The sequence below is a fragment of the Agarivorans sp. QJM3NY_25 genome (assembly GCF_050870875.2).
In the GTDB taxonomy this organism is placed as follows: Bacteria; Pseudomonadota; Gammaproteobacteria; order Enterobacterales; family Celerinatantimonadaceae; genus Agarivorans.
Genome location: NZ_CP194041.2, coordinates 35,322 through 52,318 on the forward strand (window position 1 = coordinate 35,322; position 16,997 = coordinate 52,318).

A 16,997-nucleotide genomic window follows, 5' to 3' on the forward strand; every position below is an offset into this window, starting at 1 on the left:
AAGATTTCCTTGTGTGACTAGGCTTGGCCTGTCAATTGATGAATAGTATCGCCTAAGGCGTTAAATAAGCTGTCGATTTCTTCTTTGCTGACCGTAAAAGGAGGCGCAATTTGTATGGTATCGCCGCCATAGCGGACATAATAGCCCTGCTTCCACATCGATTGTGCGATTAAATATGGGTTGAGCGCGGGTTCACCGGGAGCGTGGGCAATACTAAGCCCAACAGCCATGCCCATATTGCGAACATCGGTCACCAGCGCTAGGCTCGCGAGCTGATGCGCGGCATGTTCCAGTACCGGGGACATTTCACGGACGCGTTCAAACATGTTGTCTCGTTGTAATAAATCCAGCGAAGCCAAACCTGCGGCACAGGCGATCGGGTGTGCCGAATAAGTATAACCGTGTGGCAGTTCTAGCATGTAGTCTGGGCCACCAGTTTCCATAAAGGTATCGTAAATTTCTTGTTTACAGGCGACCGCTCCCATGGGAATTACTCCATTGGTAAGCTGCTTGGCCATATTGATCATGTCTGGTGTCACCCCGCAAGCTTCTGCTCCGGTTTTATAACCGAGGCGACCGAAGGCACAAATGACCTCATCAAAAATCAGCAAAATTTGGTGTTGGTCGCAAATTTCACGTAAGCGTTGTAAGTAACCGACGGGTGGGGGGATGACGCCTGCACTGCCTGCCATCGGTTCAACAATTACGGCAGCGATGGTTGAGGCATCATGAACCGCGATCAAATCCAGTAAATCATTGGCAAGCTCGGCGCCTTGTTGAGGTTGCCCCTTGCTGAAGACATTTTCTGGCAAGACAGTAGAGCGCATATGGGCAACGTCGAGGCCGCTGCCAAATAGTGCGCGATTTGGCGCGATCCCTCCAACTGAAAGCCCACCATAGTTGACGCCGTGATAGCCTTTACCGCGGCCAATCAGCTTGGTTTTACCCGCGAGTCCTTTTTTACGCCAATAGGCGCGCGCAATTTTTAAAGAGGTATCAGCTGATTCTGAACCCGAGCCAGTAAAAAATATCCGATTTAGTCCTTCAGGCATAAATTCGGTGATTTTCTCCGCCAGTTGAAATGACCCCGGGTGGCCAAACTGAAAGGCTGGCGAGTAATCGAGCCGAGAAGCTTGATGGCTAATCGCATCGACGATCTCTTGGCGACCATGACCCAAGCCACAAGTCCATAAACCTGATAGACCATCAAAAATCTTGCGGCCATCGTCAGCAAAATAGTAATTACCCTTGGCATGGGTAATGATCCGTGGGTCCTTTTTAAATTGGCGATTGGCACTATATGCCATCCAATGGCAATCCAGTTGGTTCTGGCTAACACTTAACTCTTCATGATGCGCCATAGCTGACTCCCTCATAATATGTTTGAGATGGACTAAATATTTTGAAGCAGCTTATCGCTAGATCTGAGTTGCATAAATGTGTATCTTTCAATCTAAAGTTTCATAAATGCGAAACATTATGCAGCAGCGACTTGGACAATTAAGCGATATTGATTTACGACTACTCAAAGTATTTCGGGTGGTGGTGGAGTGTGGGGGGATATCGGCTGCCGAGGTGGAGCTTAATATTGGTCGTTCTACGATTAGCCGTCACGTGAAAGATTTAGAAATTCGCCTTGGGGTGAATCTTTGTCAGCGTGGGCGAGCAGGTTTTGTTTTAAGCCCAGAAGGGCAGCACGTCTATCAGTCCAGTTTACGCTTAATGGGCGCTTTAGACGAGTTTCGGGCTGACGTACAAAGTTTACATAGAGATATGACGGGTAATCTGGCGATTGCTTTGTTTGATAAAACGGTGACTAACCAGCAGGCAAAAATATCACAAGCCTTGCAGTTATTTGACCAGCGAGCACCTAAAGTCACGCTTGATCTTTATGTTGAAACCTTATCGGTGATCGAAAGTGGCGTGATTGAGGGGCGCTTTCATTTGGGGGTAGTGCCGGGGCAACGTCAGTCTGCGAGCCTCAATTATCAATTTTTGTTTGATGAACGGATGTCGCTTTATTGCGGTTATCATCATCCACTATTTTCACGCAGTGACATTACCATTGGTCCCGAGGAAATTGTTGGACAAAAATATGCTGGATTAGGACATCACTCGCCCAATATGGATACTTCACAACGTTTTGGTTTTCAGCGTCATGCCACCGCTTATGACCAGGAGGCAATTGCCACTTTATTGTTGTCGGGCAGTTACTTGGCATATTTGCCGGAACACTATGCACGTAGCTTCATTGAACAGGGCTTAATTCGGCCACTGGGTGGGGAGCAGTTCAGTTATCACTGTCCATTTTTAGCGGTGACACGTGTCTCCCCAAAACCTTCGCGTATTTTGGCTTGCTTTATCGAGTGCTTAACTCAGGTTCATCTGTCCAGCTAAGCCGCTACTTTTACTGAAGGCGCTGGGTGAGCCACTGATTAATTGCCTTTATTTGGCTCGGGGAAACACTATGCGCCATTTCATAGTATTCCAGTGTTGCATTATATTGCTGTTGCAGCAGTTGCTGATGAGCCTGTTCACCCAGAGCCGGAACAACCACATCATCTTGGCGGCCATGTTGGATCAATATGTCTAAGTTAGTTTGTTGTTGAGTGCTGGGGAGGCTGGCAGGGAGTAAATAAGTCGACATACACAACAATCCGCCCAGTGCTTGAGGAAAGTTTAACGCCAGCTGATAAGCCACTGCACCGCCTTGCGAAAAGCCTGCAATCACAATGTTTTGGCTGGCGATCCCTTGGTTCATTTGCTGCTCGATTAAAAGCTGAAGCTGCTGGCTCACCTCTTGTAGATGCTGCTGATTGATGATGCGCTGCGGCTGCATCGCTAAAATATCGTACCAAGCCGAGAGTTGATAGCCTTGATGCACGGTTAATGGGCGTAATGGCGCGGCCGGAAAAATATAGCGCAGCGCGATGGAGTCGCTGAATTTAAAATGCTTTGCTAAGGGCGCAAAATCTTCGGGGCCTGCACCTAAACCATGTAGCCAAATGAGGCAGTGGGTCGCCGGGTGAGGTGGTTCAATCGTGATGGTAGCCGAATTTGGCATGGATAGTCCTTTGCTGAATGAAAGAGTTCTATTAAGCTGAGCAACAATTTAGCGAACAGGCATTGTATTGAAATGGCTGAGAGAGACAAGTATGCAAGAATTAATTGATGAAATAAGAGCCGCAGACCAGTCTGGCGCTTATCCAAGTGAACTCCCTAGCGACAGTCAGTTGGTGGAAGTGGAGGAGTTGATTTTGATCCCGATGCCCAGCGATTTGCGGGCTTTTCAACTGACCGTGAGCGATGTGATTTATGGCAGCTTAGAACCAGTCACGATTAGCGATCCTTACCTGCATACCTATTTGCCAGAGGTGGCTGCGACAGCTTGGAACATGGGTTTACCCCGCGAATTTATTCCCATTTGTCAAAATGGAGATAACTTTTACTTCATTAGTCAGGAGGGGGAAGTGGGTTATTGGCAAGGCCAGGCTGCGGAAGACTTGGTTCCTGAATGGGATAGCATTTGGGATTGGGCGATGGAAGTATGGATGCAAAGTTAGCGCAGCCGTCATCTCCCCCTCCCTATCTGGAGAAGTTTTGGTTGGTGATTGCACATATCCCAAGCGGTAAAGTGGCGACTTACGGTGGCGTTGCAGCCATGGCCGGCTACCCACGCATGGCTAGAGCTGTCGGACGCTGCCTAAAGCAGCTCCCCGAGGGCTCATCGCTGCCTTGGCATCGGGTGATCAATGCTCAAGGTCTGATCTCGTTTCCTGAGGGCTCGGCTAAATATCAAAAGCAACGTCAGCGACTTCAGGAGGAAGGGATTGTTTTTCGTCATCAGCGGGTACCTTTGAAGCAGTATTTATGGCTTGGTGATTAGTATTTAGGGTTTGTTCGATGCCAATGGGTATCACAAACCGTCGGTATTTCGATGATTGCGCCAATCCGCCAATTCTGTTGGGGGTCGAGGAGAGTGGGAATAAGTTAATGACCAAGCAAGCGACAGTCGTCAGCCAATGGTACTTGTACATTCTTAGAACCAAACACAATCAATTATATACTGGTGTCAGTACCGATGTGGCTCGACGCTTTGCCGAGCATCAATCGGGAAATTCGAAGGGTGCCAAGGCGTTACGTGGGAAAGGTCCGCTCAACTTAGAGTTTCAGCAAGGCCTTGCCAGTAAGCAACAAGCAATGCGTTTGGAATATAAAATTAAGCAATTAAGTAAGGCGCAAAAAGAACAGCTCTTATTAGGTCAATTCGACTGGCGCAGCTTGCTTTAACGACGGCCGGTTTCTGTTTTGGCGCAAGCTACGCTTACCAATCAATATTAAGGGTAAAATAATCATCGCTGCACCCAGCCAGGTGAGGGCATCGGGCATTTCTGAAAAACTTACCCAGCCGACCACGGCAGCGCCAATCAGGCCTGTGTATTCTGAACTGGCAATGGTATTGGCCTCTGCAGTTTTGTAGGCAAAAATAGATCCTGCGTGTAAAAATAGAATAAATAAGCTACTCGCGCCTGCGAGCCAGAATATTGACCAGTTCATTCCAGTAAGCGTTGGCCATGCCAGTGCCACTGTCGTGGGCAGCACCATTAAGTTGGTCCAAAATAAACTGGTAACCACCGACTCCTTTTTTGGAATGTATTTTACGGTGAGGTTACTTAAGGCCAAAGTGAGGGCTGTCCCCAGCGCCGCAATGGCCCCCCAGTTAAACTCTGAAGGGCGAATAATCACCAATACTCCAATAAAGCCGATACTGGCGGCGAATATTTGGGCGCGATTGACTTGGCTTCGGTGGAGCCACATGCCAAGTGGTAACATCATAATCGGAGCCGCGTAGAATAAGGCATTGGCAGTTGCTAAAGGGAGCGCGACCAAGGCGACAACCATCAATCCTGAACCCGCTAACCAGAGGTAACCGCGAAAGAAGTGGACCAGTGGTTTTTCTGGACGCTTGTGCTTGGTCAGTAAAAAAGCAGGTAACAACAGTATCAGGGTGCTGATTTGCCGATAAAGTAATATTTCGAACACCGAGGCTTGCTCGCCCGCCACTTTCATAAAGGCATCTGAAAATACCGCGATCTGATTGGCGGTAATCAAAATAATGATAGCAATTAAGGTGGGATTAAGCTTCAAGTGGGCCTCTGTGATGCACGAATAAATTAAGCTGGAATAAAACAGTCTAAAGACTTGTTAAGCATTAAAAAAATGATAATAATCTACTATTGATGAAAATTATTCATGGATTGTATGCGAACTCTTCCTCCACTTAATGCATTGGTTGCTTTCGACGCCGTGGCTCGCCATCATCATGTCGCTAAGGCTGGCGACGAATTGGGCATTAGTCAAAGTGCGGTGAGTCATCGCTTAAGATTGCTTGAAGACTATTTGGGAGAATTGTTATTTGAAAAAGTTGGTCGCCAACTACAATTAACCGAGGCCGGACGCAGCTACTCCGTTGAGGTGGAACGGATTCTAAATGAACTCAGTCAGATTACCCGACAGGTAAAAGGAGAGGGGATCGCGCAATTGCGTTTAACCACCTATAGTTCCTTCGCGCTGAAGCGTCTGGTGCCGCTGTTACCCAGCTTTCGTGCTCGTCATCCCGAAATTGATTTACGTTTGCAAATGATTACCGAAGAACCGGTGTTATCGAGTAAAACTGGTGATTTGTTTATCTGTTTAGCGAAAAACGTGAAGGGTTATATCAGCCATCTATTGCATAAAGAGCGATTGGTGGCGGTTTGTTCGCCAGCTCTATATCAAGAAGTCGGTCATCAAAATTGGCGTCAAGATTTATTGAATTTCCCTTTATTATCTAGCGACTTAGATGATGAAATCAGCGAGTCAGGCGCAGACTGGATGGTTTGGTCTAAGGGGCTTGGTTTACAGCTGCCTAAGAAACAAGTTTTTCATAGCTTCAGCCATCAAGTTCTGGCCTTGGAAGCCGCAGAAAGTGGCCAAGGTATCGCTTTGGTGAGTGACTTTATGGTGGAGCAGGATATACGAGCGGGTAAGTTAGTTGACTTGCCGTTTGGTGGGGTAGAGACCGGTTATCATTTCTATTTATCTTACAAGCAGGCGCGTGGCAGAGAACAAGAGTTAAAACAAGTGGCCTCTTGGTTGATTGAAACTGCCGCGAGTCCGTTAGAGGTTTAACGGGGCGTCAATCCAACACTGGCTCGCTATACAATTCTGTGATCAATCCATGATTCTTTCAGGGCACCGATGAGGGTGATATTTTTTCCAAAACAGTCATGCTCGCACTAATCCATTAATAGTTTGACTAGCAATAGGCTCAGGCTATCCACAAAATTCAGCCGCAATATCGCAAATTCATCATTTCTTAATACTTGTTGCATGGTGGCCGAGGGGTGGCTGGTATGCCAACAGCCAATGATACTTTGGTATAGGAACATGACCTTGGTGAGTGCCTGCTGCTGGTTGAGTTGTGGCGACCAGTGCTGAAATAATTGGCAGAGTTGTTCAGCCAGTCGCTTCAGCTCGCGTTTAAAGGCGATGGCTTGTTCAATATTCTGTTGCTTTTCTAATACGGTATGCAAAATTGCAGAGAGATAGCAAAAACTCGGTCTGGCGGCGATGGTTTCAGCGAGAACTCGTGCTTGTAAGGGGTGGTTGGCGAGGCGTTGGATAGCAAGCAGTAACTGCGCTGCCTCGTCTAAATACAGTGCCATAAACAGACTTTCTTTGTTCTTAAAGTAGCGATATAGCGCCGGTTTCGATAACTGTAGTTGTTCGGCTAAGTGGCTTAACACCACCTGATCGTAACCATGCTCCGTGAGGGCTTGTTTGGCGGAGGCTAAGATCTGTTCGCGACGCTGTTGTTTTTGTTCGGGACTAATTGCGCGCTTTCTTATGCTGGTATTGACATCATTTTTTATCAAGTGTTGGTTCCTTTCACCTTTACATGGCTTACGCTTTTGTTGCTAATTTAACTTTGTTAACAATGCATTTTAACGACGGCAGAGAAAAGCAGCTGCCGCTTACCCAAACATTATCTTTTAGGTCTGCGTTGTACTCGCTGCGACAAGTGTGAGTCGCGCACAAGCAAGCGCCTGATTAGGTAGTGTTTTGCGATTTTGTTTACAGTCTAAGAATAAGTTACCCATAGAAACTTGCCAAACTATTTAGTAACTGCTATCTAAGTTACTCATGGTATCTTATTTTGTTGATCTGAGTTCAAGGTGAAATGATGATGGATTGGGAGCGAGGGTGAGTATTTCTCGGCGACAATTTTTGCAAGGTGCTACAGCCATCGCGGCGATGGCAGGCGGTGGCCAGTGGTTATTTGCTAGTTATCCCTTACGCTACCAAGCCAATCCCCAACTCGCGTTATCGGCGCAGCATCAACAGATCCTGCTGGCGTTGATCCCTGTGTTTGTGCAGGGGCAATTTAGTGACCAGGATGACCTCGCGATGCTGCGTATTTTAAATAATGTTGATGTTGCGATCAGTGGATTGGCTGCGCATAGTCGGGCTGAATTACGCCAACTGTTGGACTTATTACAGTCGCGGGGCGGATGGTTATTACTCAGTGCTGGAAGTAGTCAGCTTAGTGAACTCAGCACTCAGCAAAAAATAGTCTTGTTGAGGACCTGGCAGATGCATTATTTGCAGCTATTACGCCAGACTTATCAAGGCTTACATGAGCTGATCATGGCGGCCTGTTATGGCGACCCCGAGGTTTGGCCTCTGTTGGCTTATCAATTACCAGCCCAAGTGAAGGGACTGTTTCATGATTAAAGATTGGATTGTCGAAGGGCTTGCCGACGGATGGTCACATCTTGATGGGGCAAGTTTGCAAGATAATCGTCAATTGGATTGTGATGTGTTGATCATTGGCAGTGGTGCTGGTGGTGGGATTAGCGCTCAGGTTATCGCAGAAGCGGGCTTCAAGGTTATTTTGGTTGATGAGGGACCGCTAAAAACGAGCCAAGATTTTAAAATGCAAGAGCGTCAAGCCTATCCCGATCTCTATCAGGAATCTGCCGCTCGTAAAACCAAAGATAAAGCGATTAGCATTTTTCAGGGACGCTGTGTTGGGGGGTCCACTACCGTAAATTGGACGACTTCGCTGCGAACCCCGGAATCCACGTTACTGCATTGGCAGCGGCGTTGGGGCATTCGTCAGTTAACATCCGAGAATTTACAGCCCTATTTTGAACAGGTTGAGCAGCAGTTAGGGATCCGTCCCTGGTTGGCCAATAATGCCAATAATGCGCTGTTAGCCAAGGGCTGTGAGGCGCTTGGTTGGTCTCATAAAGCGGTTCCGCGGAATGTCAGGCAGTGCTGGAATTTGGGGTACTGTGGGATGGGGTGCCCGACTAATGCAAAACAGTCGATGCTGGTGACCACCATCCCTGCAGCGCTTAATCTAGGGGCCAGTTTACTAAGCCGATTTCGGGTAGAAAGCTTAAATATTAAGCAACAACGGGTGCGGGGTGCAAGCTTACAAGCCTTAGATCAACAGCAACGTCCAAGGCAAATCGAAATTAAAGTGAATGCGCGACACGTGATCCTAGCAGCTGGTGCTATTGGTTCGCCAGCGATATTGTTGCGCTCAAAGGTACCTGATCCGAATCAATTGATCGGTAAACGCACGTTTTTACATCCGAGTGTGATTAGTGGAGCCTTATTCGAACAGCCAGTATTAAGTCATCAAGGTGCGCCACAGTCCGTATATTCCGATCACTTTGTATGGCGTGATGGTGTAGAAGGGCGCTGTGGTTACAAATTGGAAGTACCACCGGTTCATCCGATTTTATTGGCCACCAAACTGACCGGCTTTGGCCGCTTTCATAGTGAAATGATGCAACAAATGAATCATCTACAAGTGACGATTGGATTGTTGCGGGATGGCTTTCATGAACAAAGTCACGGTGGGCAGGTTAAGCTGCGAGACGATGCTAGCCCGATGCTGGATTATCATCTGAGTGATTACCTGTGGGATGGTGCTAGGCGAGCGCTGCTGAGTATCGCTGAGTTACAATTTGCCGCCGGGGCTAAACAGGTTTACCCCTTACACGAACAAAGTCGGCAACTGAACAGTTGGACTGAGGCCCAGTCGTTTATCAAGCAATTGGCCATGCAGCCATTGGCCACTCGTTTGGCATCGGCACACGTGATGGGGGGATGTGCAATGGGGGGGGAAGCGGCATCGTCGGTGGTTGATGAAGATGGCAATTTTCGTCTCTTGGCTGGCTTGACTGTGATCGACGGTTCGGTTTTTCCAACCAGTTTAGGTGCAAATCCTCAGCTTACGATCTATGCCTTAGCTTTGCGGAATAGTCAGCGACTTGCCGCCAAGCTTGCGCTGAGTGTGCCCTGAATGGTGGGCGCTTGGTCTATGCTTGTTTCTCTTAAACCACTGCTCGGTACCACCTGAATAAACTATAAACCTGCGGTGGTCATCGTAATTGAGAAAGATAAGCAGAGTTAGTGTATTTACAAACTTAAGCGCCCACTGTTAGTCTAGGGATGTTAATCGAATGCTGTTTAATTTGTTTATCGATTCAAGCGTGTGTAGGTTGCCTGTTTTGGCCCTCGCGCTGCCCAGTATCAAGGAGACAGACAGCTATACTTGAAATACGTTCTAGAACATAGACTAAAGGCCTTATTTAATGTGGTTACAACGTTTGGTAAGACTTAAGGCTCGGCCTCGTGGCTTTCACTTAATTACCGAAGAGTTACTATTACAGCTACCAGAATTAAAGCAGTTTAATGTGGGGCTGTGTCATTTCTTGTTACAACATACCAGTGCGAGTTTAAGCTTGAATGAAAATGCCGATCCCAGTGTGCGGCATGATATAGAAGCTCATTTTAATCATATGGTGATTGAGAATGCGGGCTATTATCAGCATACTTATGAAGGTCCCGATGATATGCCTGCACATATAAAAAGTAGCTTATTAGGTTGCGAACTCACCTTGCCGCTCAGCTCCGGAGAGCTTAACTTAGGTATTTGGCAAGGTATTTATTTAGGCGAACATCGTGAGCAAGGCGGTCGTCGGCAAATTGTGGTGACGATCAACGGTGAATAAGCTGAGTAAAGAACTCCAACGTGCTGAGTTACCCTCCTCGACATCTTGTTCATTCCTCAAACTGAAGATGGTGCGATGGACTTATTAGCGATCTTTATTTTTATGGCTATCGTGTTGTTTTTTTGGCGTCGCCGTAAAGACGCCGAGCGTGCGCAACATTTGATTAAGCAAAAATGTCAGCAGCTTGATTTGCAGCTACTCGATCTCAATTTTAAACAAGAAAAACCGCAAAAAATAGCTGGCCATTGGCGCTGGTGCCGCTGCTACCAATTTGAATTTTCTTCGACCGGAGAGAGCCGTTATCAGGCCTTGTTGATCATGGCTGGTAGCCAATATAAGTTTGATTTACCAGCCTATCGGATTGATGAATCCTTCGAACCCTTACATTAGTAAAGGTTGACCCTACAGTTGAATATATTTGCTGCTGTACTAATGAGCACTTAAAAAGTAGCTGAGTAGTGCGGAACCACCCGATATCGCACATAGCGTTAGTGAAAAGCTGCGCATCCATCGCTGTGGCAGTCGTTTACCGTAGCGCCTGCCACACCAAACGCCCGCTAAAGCCGCCGGAATTAAGGGTAAACTGGCTTGTAAGTGTTGCAGCGACATATAACCGATAGGCACTTGTACTAGCAGTGATAATAAACAGCTCACCACAAAAAATGCTGATAAGTTTGCGCGCAAATAGCCTGCTTGTTGATGCTGCAGTAACAATGCCATGGGCGGCCCACCAATGGAACTGCTGGTGCCCATAAACCCAGACATAAAACCTGCGATCGCCATGCGCTTCGGAGTCGGGGCGAGGCGCACTGGTAATAAACTGATGGCCACCGCGATCAGTACCGATAAACCTAACCAAAAGCTTAAGCTGGCCAAGTCTGCCCAATAGAGTAAAGCGCCACCGGCAATTGTGCCAGGGATCCGACCGAGTATGGCTGCTTTTAAGCCATTCAATGAGATGCTGCTGCGATGCTCGACGGCGCTGAAGATGGAGATCACCAGCGCAACAATCACCACCGGACCAGGTACATAGATGGGCGAGAGCTGAAATAGTAATGGCGCGGCAATCACCGCCAAGCCAAAGCCAATTGTGTATTGGACCAACGAACCGATAAAGATCAGTAGGCAGGCCAGCAGGGTAATCACCAAAGTATTCCTTATTGATATTGGGCTAACAGGGCTTAGCCCGTGAGCGATTTCTCGATGGGTTTAGTTGAAGTTGCATCGTTGTTGCTGCTGGTGGCTCAGGGTGGCGAGTTCTATTACTCGAATCACATCACTGGCTTGTTGAGCGCTAATGGCCAGCGGTTCACCATGGAGCACTGCGGCGGCAAAGTTATCATAAAAGGCCGGATAATTGCCTTTGCTTAAGCTTTGATGCACGGTGGCTTGGTTGGCGAGATGAATTTCGCTACGATTTGAGTCTTTGCCAAAGTGTTGCGCCTTCGGTGACAGTCCCACCGTTAGTTGTTGTGCTTGCGGATCCATTCCCCATTTTGCGTAGGAGCCTCGATCGCCATGTAACTGAAAGCGAGGGCCTGGTTCAAGCATTAAAGAGTTGCAGCTTAACTGCACCTTTAACTCGGGATAGATTAAATGTAAGTCAAAGCTGTCGACACTCTTAGCTCCAGGGCGTTGCATGGCAAGATGAGCCCATAGTTGTTGGGGGGGGCCAAACAAACACAGTGCTTGATCAATCAGGTGGGCGCCTAAGTCATATAAAACACCGCCACCCTGAGGGTCGAGTTCTTTCCAGCGGGTTTTCACAACTGGCCGATAGCGGTGAAAATGGGCGCTATAGCTATGTAATTTCCCCAAGCGTTGTTGCTTGATGAGGCCTTGAATGGTGAGAAAGTCACTATCCCAGCGGCGATTGTGAAATACACTTAAGTACTTTCCTGTCTGTTGGGCGACTTGTTGCAAACGTAAGCATTGTTGGCTATTCAGCGCCAGTGGCTTTTCGACAATCACGTGTTTACCTGCCAACATGGCCTGTTCTGCTTGTTCGGCATGTACCGAATTCGGGCTGGCTATCACTACAATGTCGACTTCAGGGTGGTCGATGACCTGTTGCGGATCAAGACACAGAACATGCGGGTAGCGCTCAGTAATCGAGGCCTGCTGCGAGCTGGCAATCGCGAACAGCTTAAGTTGTGGACAAGCTTGAATGAGCGGGGCGTGAAATACTCGCCCCGATAAACCAAAACCAATGATAGCAACGTTTAACATGACCGCTCCTGTTAGGGGGTAGACAAAGGAATGGTTGAGAGTTTAACTCGGTCAGGTTGCTGGCGTGTGACGCTGAGTAACCATAATTGTTTGCCATTACTGGCAATCGCTTGGGCCGTGTCTGGCTGTGCTAGCGCTGATATTTTTAGGACTTGACCGCTTTGTGGGTCAACTTTTAATAGACTGCTAAAGCGAGGACTCAGTATATACCAGTTGCCTTGATGCCAAGCCATACTGCCCAATTGGTATTCTTGTAGGCTTTGTTGTTGATTCGGATCTGCCATCACTAAGTTAAATGAGCTTGCTTGTTGGCCCTCGCGGTTGCCGCGATAACAACGTTTTAAGCCTTCTCGCTCGCAACTATACAATTGCTTGGTTTGGGAGTCCCATATCACGCCTGCCGTTTTATGGATTAGTCCGCCCTTGAGCCACTTCCGTTTATCGATAAACTTCCACTGTTCGCCGGCTTGGCTAAAGAATAGCAAACGTCCATCCGCAGAAATTGCCAGTAAGTGTTGATCAATCATGGTTAGGTCTGCAATGTCTCCGCTGGTGGGGAGTGGTACCAGTTCTGCGCGCTTGAGTTGGGGATTGAGATAAGCCAATTGAGCGGAGCCGTTCACCATGACGGTTTGTGGGGCAAGCGTGCCAATGAGCCACTGTTGTTTCTCTGTTTGCCAGAGCAAGCTGGCGGCATTAGGGATCCCAGTTAACTCGGCTTTTAGTTCTGGCTTAAGTGTTTCATCGGCTAAAGGACTGTGTTGAAAGTCACTGCTTGGCGGTGGAAATAGCACTAATCCAGCGAGTGTACCGAACATTAATAGGGCGATAAGGGCGATTACTTTAAGCATTGGCATCCTCGTGAATGCAGAGGGAATGAGCTACCGTTTGAGTTGCCAAAAATTGGCAGTTTGGTCGAGGCTTGAGCGCCATTCGCTGAATCATGGTGTCGCAATTAACTCTTGGATTGTGGAGTAGCCACAACTATGCCGTTTGCTGAGGCGTTAGTAAATTGTTCATCAAAAATTCATGGTGTTTTTATAGGATTGTTGCAGCCTATGGATAGCTTTAATGGCATGAATGAGGAACGCAACATGAGCAGTTCTGAACAGAATTCTGGGCTGGAACAACCAGCCGACCAGCATAAGTTAGTCAGTATAAAATGGCGTTTACCGCCGTTTCGAGTTTGTGACTGTTGGTCGATGAGTTCACCGTATCTCGGGATTTTAACTGACGATCGGCATTACTCGATTTCGGCCTAAGCGTTTTGCTTCGTAGAGTTGCGCATCGGCTGATTCGACAATCGCCTGTGATTTACTAATAGGGTTATATTCAGCAACACCAAAGGAGCAGGTGATGTTGTCGATGCGCTGGTGGGATCGGCGATCTTTAAGGCTAAGCTTTTCTATCGCGCGACGGACTGATTCGGCTAATTGCCTGGCCGAGCGTATATTCGATTTCGGACAGAGAATCGCAAACTCTTCGCCGCCGATACGATAGGCTTTAGCCCCGTCTCTACAGGCCTCTTGGATCCGTTTGGTCACGACTCTTAAAACTTGGTCACCGAGAATGTGTCCGTAACTATCATTAAAGGCCTTGAAGTGATCGATATCGGCTAAAATGATGCAGAGTCCCTGCGGAGTCGTATCGTATAGTTGCTTAAAATCGGTATCGAAGGCTCGACGATTTAAAGCGCCAGTGAGGGCATCGTAGAGCGCTTCTTTTTCGGTTTCTTTTAGTTTGCTTTTTAAGTTTTCTATTTCAGCCTTGGCTTTACCCAATTGCGAATTAAAGAAATTGGTACTTTGACGAATATTGGCGGCATCCTCGACTAAGTTACGAACTAATCCGAGCACTTGCTCTAAGGGAACGCCATCTTCTTCAATACGATTGAGTTTGGCAAAGTTACGGTCGATATTGGACTGAAAAGTACTCGCATCACTGCCGGTATCAAGCATGGTTTGCGATAATTCGGTAGCCATGGCTTCCAAGTTAAGACGCATGCTCTCGATATTTAATTGATCTTGGCTGGCAATATGGTTTTGGTATAACACTTGGCTATTGGTGGTGGGGACTGTGTCATATTCACTAATTATTTCATCAATAGCGGCATTTAGTTCAGGATTTTGGTCATCGACATACAGATACCACAAGGCATAATTGTTGGGGGTGGCCGGGATCTGATACTTCATCATCAGTGGTACAGCTTTCTTTAAATTTAGAGTCGCTTTCTTAAATAGTTTTTGGCTCATAAGAGTTCCATCGATATTGAGACTGTCCCTGTTTGGTGATTGCGAAATGTAACGGAGAGTGCAACATACCCAAACCCAAGGCTATGATAACTGATTTACTGATCAACTATAGGTGATTTGATTAGCAATAATTGTGATTTAAATGCTTTGATGCGTAGATAAATGGAAGAGTATGACTATCTTGTCATCGCTCACCTATCGTTTAAGTCTTGGTCAATGAGCGCTTAAAACCATTTTTTAATTGCCAACCATTACTCATTACAGCTTAGTTAACTTTACGCTATCACGAGGTTTTTTTTATTTAGAGGAGTTTTGCTGGGGGATAAGTAAAGTCAGCCCAGCAAGTTTGACTGGGCTGAAGTGCTTGATTATTTTGCGATCAAAATACGTAGCATTCTGCGCAATGGCTCTGCCGCGCCCCAGAGTAACTGATCACCGACAGTAAAAGCCGAGATATACTCTGGCCCCATACTGAGTTTGCGAATGCGGCCTACGGGAACACTGAGCGTGCCAGTGACCTTGGTTGGGGTGAGTTCTTCAACTGAAAGCTCTCGCTGGTTGGGGATCACTTTTACCCAATCGTTATGCTCGGCAAGAATTTGTTCGATCTCTGCCACAGGGAGGTCTTTTTTCAGTTTGATGGTCAGCGCTTGACTATGACAACGCATTGCGCCAATTCGCACACAGATCCCGTCGATGGGAGTCGCTTGCTCGCTGGTGCCTAAAATTTTGTTGGCTTCGACTTGTGCTTTCCATTCTTCTTTACTTTGGCCACTTGGTAGTGGGACGTCAATCCATGGGATTAAGCTACCCGCTAGTGGTACCCCAAATTGATCACTCGGGAAATCGTCGGCACGCATTTTCTCGGCAACTTTACGGTCGATGTCGAGGATCGCAGAGGCTGGGTCTGCTAGCTCTTCGGCAACATCATCACGAATAGCGCCCATTTGGCTGATTAATTCCCGCATGTTACGCGCACCAGCACCCGAAGCGGCTTGGTAAGTCATAGGGCTTACCCATTCGATCAGCTCTTTTTCAAATAAACCACCAATCGCCATGAGTAACAGTGACACTGTGCAGTTGCCACCCACGTAGGTTTTGATCCCTTTGTTGAGCGCTTGGTCAATCACATCGCGGTTAACTGGATCGAGTACAATGATGGCATCGTCTTCCATACGTAAGGCTGAAGCGGCATCAATCCAATAACCATCCCAACCACTGGCGCGTAATTTGGGATACACAGCTTTGGTGTAATCTCCGCCTTGGCAGGTAATGATGGTATCCATGGTTTTTAGGCTGTCGATGTCAAAGGCATCGAGTAAGCTGGTCTTACCTGTACCGACATCCGGGCCGGCAATGCCAACTTGCGAAGTACTAAAAAAAACAGGGTCAATGTGGGCAAAATCGTTTTCTTCTCGCATACGTTGCATTAACACGGAACCCACCATACCGCGCCAACCAACCAAACCTACTCTCATGGCTTGCTTACATCCTTTATTTTATAATATTGAGTGTTTGCTATTTCGCCAAGACGCCGTCTTCACGAACTTTTGAGATTACCATTGGCAAGCGCTGAACACTAGGCCCGGTTGCGCTTTTGTGATTATTTTTACAGCAGTTTGTTTATATCGCGAAGGCTAGGTATGGGAAGCATGCCAATTCAAGCGAAGGGGGGGGCGCACTCTCTGCGGTGGCCCGATACGTTTGATAATTCAGTTTTTATTTCTTGCTTCCCATTTTGAAAGAAAAACAGAGAAGGGTTTGCGTCACTTATTTAGACCTTTTTCGTGACTAAAACTATTTAATCCAAACCAAGCTTAAGCGTCAAAGTTCTACCAAGCCTCGCATCTCCAATAGATACCGGCAGTTTTAAGCTCGTTGATAACGAGCTCTGCGCTTAAGCAGAACCGCTGTAGGGAAAATTAACGACTTTAGATGATTGGCGAGGATCTTCACCGATGGTAATGATTCGGGTGCGGCGTTTACCTTGGCTATAGCGATCGTAGCTGGCATCGCTGATCCCCATTTCTTGGCAAAACTCCACGAAGGTGGCAAAGTCTTTGGCTGTAAAGGCGCTATCGTTTCGAGTCAGTTGATTGTCAAAATACGCTTGAGTGCCGTTGAAGTTGATATTGGCACAGGCATCATAGGGCTGACCATATTCGCTAACTCTGATCGCTCGGACCATCTTAATTTCAAAAATCCAATCGCCAATGCGTAGGCAGCGCTGTTCAAACTGTTGCATAGTGGTCCCTATTATTTATTTTAAGCTAGACGAGCGGTTTAGAGGGGCTCGTGGTATAGGTCCTACAAAAGCATAAATTGAGCCAAATAATTTAATTATTACAAATCAATGGTTTAACTAATTACTGCTGGACATACTGTCGTGCTAAGGCGACAGGTGGTTTGGTGCTGTGTTAGCCAAGGGCTAATTTATTCTAGC

Annotated in this window: 19 protein-coding genes; 9 read left to right on the forward strand and 10 right to left on the reverse strand. The window is 47.2% G+C overall.

The window, feature by feature from the left end:
- Positions 1 to 17: 17 nt before the first annotated feature.
- Positions 18 to 1,361 carry an aspartate aminotransferase family protein gene (locus ACRRSW_RS00140; RefSeq protein WP_432455229.1) on the reverse strand — a complete coding sequence of 448 codons (1,344 nt, stop codon included), beginning with the start codon at positions 1,359 to 1,361 and terminating at the stop codon, positions 18 to 20.
- A gap of 106 nt (positions 1,362 to 1,467) precedes the next feature.
- Here ACRRSW_RS00140 and ACRRSW_RS00145 point away from each other — a divergent pair, with 106 nt between their 5' ends.
- Positions 1,468 to 2,397, forward strand: a complete 930-nt coding sequence (locus tag ACRRSW_RS00145; protein WP_432455228.1) for a LysR family transcriptional regulator — start codon at positions 1,468 to 1,470, stop codon at positions 2,395 to 2,397.
- A gap of 10 nt (positions 2,398 to 2,407) precedes the next feature.
- Here the strand turns inward: ACRRSW_RS00145 and ACRRSW_RS00150 are convergent, their stop codons facing one another.
- Complete coding sequence (locus tag ACRRSW_RS00150; RefSeq protein WP_432460559.1) at positions 2,408 to 3,064, reverse strand: alpha/beta hydrolase; 657 nt, start codon at positions 3,062 to 3,064, stop codon at positions 2,408 to 2,410.
- A 91-nt stretch (positions 3,065 to 3,155) separates the two neighbouring features.
- Here ACRRSW_RS00150 and ACRRSW_RS00155 point away from each other — a divergent pair, with 91 nt between their 5' ends.
- The 3 genes from ACRRSW_RS00155 to ACRRSW_RS00165 are packed head-to-tail and all read left to right on the forward strand — an operon-like array spanning position 3,156 to position 4,290.
- Positions 3,156 to 3,563 carry an SMI1/KNR4 family protein gene (locus ACRRSW_RS00155; protein WP_432455226.1) on the forward strand — a complete coding sequence of 136 codons (408 nt, stop codon included), beginning with the start codon at positions 3,156 to 3,158 and terminating at the stop codon, positions 3,561 to 3,563.
- Positions 3,548 to 3,886 carry an MGMT family protein gene (locus ACRRSW_RS00160; protein WP_432460560.1) on the forward strand — a complete coding sequence of 113 codons (339 nt, stop codon included), beginning with the start codon at positions 3,548 to 3,550 and terminating at the stop codon, positions 3,884 to 3,886. The genes ACRRSW_RS00155 and ACRRSW_RS00160 overlap by 16 nt, the downstream gene beginning before the upstream one ends.
- A gap of 17 nt (positions 3,887 to 3,903) precedes the next feature.
- Positions 3,904 to 4,290, forward strand: coding sequence for a GIY-YIG nuclease family protein (locus tag ACRRSW_RS00165; protein WP_432460561.1), 387 nt, complete (start codon positions 3,904 to 3,906; stop codon positions 4,288 to 4,290).
- Here ACRRSW_RS00165 and ACRRSW_RS00170 read toward each other — a convergent pair.
- Positions 4,258 to 5,148: a DMT family transporter gene (locus ACRRSW_RS00170; protein ID WP_432455223.1), complete on the reverse strand. Its 891-nt coding sequence runs from the start codon at positions 5,146 to 5,148 to the stop codon at positions 4,258 to 4,260. The genes ACRRSW_RS00165 and ACRRSW_RS00170 overlap by 33 nt on opposite strands.
- A gap of 114 nt (positions 5,149 to 5,262) precedes the next feature.
- Here ACRRSW_RS00170 and ACRRSW_RS00175 point away from each other — a divergent pair, with 114 nt between their 5' ends.
- Positions 5,263 to 6,171, forward strand: coding sequence for a LysR substrate-binding domain-containing protein (locus ACRRSW_RS00175; RefSeq protein WP_432455222.1), 909 nt, complete (start codon positions 5,263 to 5,265; stop codon positions 6,169 to 6,171).
- 107 nt (positions 6,172 to 6,278) lie between these two features.
- Here ACRRSW_RS00175 and ACRRSW_RS00180 read toward each other — a convergent pair whose 3' ends face one another.
- Positions 6,279 to 6,917, reverse strand: a complete 639-nt coding sequence (locus ACRRSW_RS00180; RefSeq protein WP_432460562.1) for a TetR family transcriptional regulator — start codon at positions 6,915 to 6,917, stop codon at positions 6,279 to 6,281.
- A gap of 328 nt (positions 6,918 to 7,245) precedes the next feature.
- Between ACRRSW_RS00180 and ACRRSW_RS00185 the strand changes: the two genes are divergently transcribed.
- The 4 genes from ACRRSW_RS00185 (at position 7,246) to ACRRSW_RS00200 (ending at position 10,463) form a co-directional block, all read left to right on the forward strand.
- On the forward strand, positions 7,246 to 7,776 hold the full coding sequence (locus ACRRSW_RS00185; RefSeq protein ID WP_432460563.1) for a twin-arginine translocation signal domain-containing protein: 531 nt from the start codon (positions 7,246 to 7,248) through the stop codon (positions 7,774 to 7,776).
- Positions 7,769 to 9,361 carry a GMC family oxidoreductase N-terminal domain-containing protein gene (locus ACRRSW_RS00190; protein WP_432455219.1) on the forward strand — a complete coding sequence of 531 codons (1,593 nt, stop codon included), beginning with the start codon at positions 7,769 to 7,771 and terminating at the stop codon, positions 9,359 to 9,361. The genes ACRRSW_RS00185 and ACRRSW_RS00190 overlap by 8 nt, the downstream gene beginning before the upstream one ends.
- Positions 9,362 to 9,653: 292 nt before the next feature.
- On the forward strand, positions 9,654 to 10,073 hold the full coding sequence (locus ACRRSW_RS00195; RefSeq protein WP_432460564.1) for a secondary thiamine-phosphate synthase enzyme YjbQ: 420 nt from the start codon (positions 9,654 to 9,656) through the stop codon (positions 10,071 to 10,073).
- A gap of 75 nt (positions 10,074 to 10,148) precedes the next feature.
- Positions 10,149 to 10,463, forward strand: coding sequence for a DUF3301 domain-containing protein (locus ACRRSW_RS00200; RefSeq protein ID WP_432455217.1), 315 nt, complete (start codon positions 10,149 to 10,151; stop codon positions 10,461 to 10,463).
- Positions 10,464 to 10,502: 39 nt separating this feature from the next.
- On the opposite strand, the gene ACRRSW_RS00205 is transcribed toward ACRRSW_RS00200, so the two are convergent.
- From ACRRSW_RS00205 to ACRRSW_RS00230, 6 genes are all read right to left on the reverse strand, one after another.
- Positions 10,503 to 11,219, reverse strand: coding sequence for a sulfite exporter TauE/SafE family protein (locus ACRRSW_RS00205; RefSeq protein WP_432455216.1), 717 nt, complete (start codon positions 11,217 to 11,219; stop codon positions 10,503 to 10,505).
- A gap of 63 nt (positions 11,220 to 11,282) precedes the next feature.
- Positions 11,283 to 12,302 carry a Gfo/Idh/MocA family oxidoreductase gene (locus ACRRSW_RS00210; protein ID WP_432460565.1) on the reverse strand — a complete coding sequence of 340 codons (1,020 nt, stop codon included), beginning with the start codon at positions 12,300 to 12,302 and terminating at the stop codon, positions 11,283 to 11,285.
- 11 nt (positions 12,303 to 12,313) lie between these two features.
- The gene (locus ACRRSW_RS00215; protein ID WP_432460566.1) at positions 12,314 to 13,153 is read right to left on the reverse strand and encodes a hypothetical protein; all 840 of its coding nucleotides are present in this window, start codon (positions 13,151 to 13,153) and stop codon (positions 12,314 to 12,316) included.
- A gap of 375 nt (positions 13,154 to 13,528) precedes the next feature.
- Positions 13,529 to 14,554 (reverse strand): GGDEF domain-containing protein, encoded by a 1,026-nt coding sequence (locus tag ACRRSW_RS00220; RefSeq protein ID WP_432460567.1) that lies wholly within the window; start codon positions 14,552 to 14,554, stop codon positions 13,529 to 13,531.
- 368 nt (positions 14,555 to 14,922) lie between these two features.
- On the reverse strand, positions 14,923 to 16,032 hold the full coding sequence (asd, locus tag ACRRSW_RS00225) for an aspartate-semialdehyde dehydrogenase (RefSeq protein WP_432455212.1): 1,110 nt from the start codon (positions 16,030 to 16,032) through the stop codon (positions 14,923 to 14,925).
- Positions 16,033 to 16,451: 419 nt separating this feature from the next.
- The gene (locus ACRRSW_RS00230) at positions 16,452 to 16,799 is read right to left on the reverse strand and encodes a hypothetical protein (RefSeq protein WP_432460568.1); all 348 of its coding nucleotides are present in this window, start codon (positions 16,797 to 16,799) and stop codon (positions 16,452 to 16,454) included.
- Positions 16,800 to 16,997: the final 198 nt, after the last annotated feature.

Bases quoted from the DNA above. Each gene is read 5' to 3' on its own strand.
- ACRRSW_RS00145 (WP_432455228.1), top strand. From the start codon at position 1,468: ATGCGAAACATTATGCAGCAGCGACTTGGACAATTAAGCGATATTGAT.
- ACRRSW_RS00190 (WP_432455219.1), top strand. From the start codon at position 7,769: ATGATTAAAGATTGGATTGTCGAAGGGCTTGCCGACGGATGGTCACAT.
- ACRRSW_RS00215 (WP_432460566.1), bottom strand. From the start codon at position 13,153: ATGCTTAAAGTAATCGCCCTTATCGCCCTATTAATGTTCGGTACACTC.
- ACRRSW_RS00175 (WP_432455222.1), top strand. From the start codon at position 5,263: ATGCGAACTCTTCCTCCACTTAATGCATTGGTTGCTTTCGACGCCGTG.
- ACRRSW_RS00165 (WP_432460561.1), top strand. From the start codon at position 3,904: ATGCCAATGGGTATCACAAACCGTCGGTATTTCGATGATTGCGCCAAT.
- ACRRSW_RS00230 (WP_432460568.1), bottom strand. From the start codon at position 16,799: ATGCAACAGTTTGAACAGCGCTGCCTACGCATTGGCGATTGGATTTTT.
- ACRRSW_RS00210 (WP_432460565.1), bottom strand. From the start codon at position 12,302: ATGTTAAACGTTGCTATCATTGGTTTTGGTTTATCGGGGCGAGTATTT.
- ACRRSW_RS00220 (WP_432460567.1), bottom strand. From the start codon at position 14,554: ATGAGCCAAAAACTATTTAAGAAAGCGACTCTAAATTTAAAGAAAGCT.
- ACRRSW_RS00140 (WP_432455229.1), bottom strand. From the start codon at position 1,361: ATGGCGCATCATGAAGAGTTAAGTGTTAGCCAGAACCAACTGGATTGC.
- ACRRSW_RS00150 (WP_432460559.1), bottom strand. From the start codon at position 3,064: ATGCCAAATTCGGCTACCATCACGATTGAACCACCTCACCCGGCGACC.
- ACRRSW_RS00200 (WP_432455217.1), top strand. From the start codon at position 10,149: ATGGACTTATTAGCGATCTTTATTTTTATGGCTATCGTGTTGTTTTTT.
- ACRRSW_RS00160 (WP_432460560.1), top strand. From the start codon at position 3,548: ATGGATGCAAAGTTAGCGCAGCCGTCATCTCCCCCTCCCTATCTGGAG.
- ACRRSW_RS00155 (WP_432455226.1), top strand. From the start codon at position 3,156: ATGCAAGAATTAATTGATGAAATAAGAGCCGCAGACCAGTCTGGCGCT.
- asd (WP_432455212.1), bottom strand. From the start codon at position 16,032: ATGAGAGTAGGTTTGGTTGGTTGGCGCGGTATGGTGGGTTCCGTGTTA.
- ACRRSW_RS00195 (WP_432460564.1), top strand. From the start codon at position 9,654: ATGTGGTTACAACGTTTGGTAAGACTTAAGGCTCGGCCTCGTGGCTTT.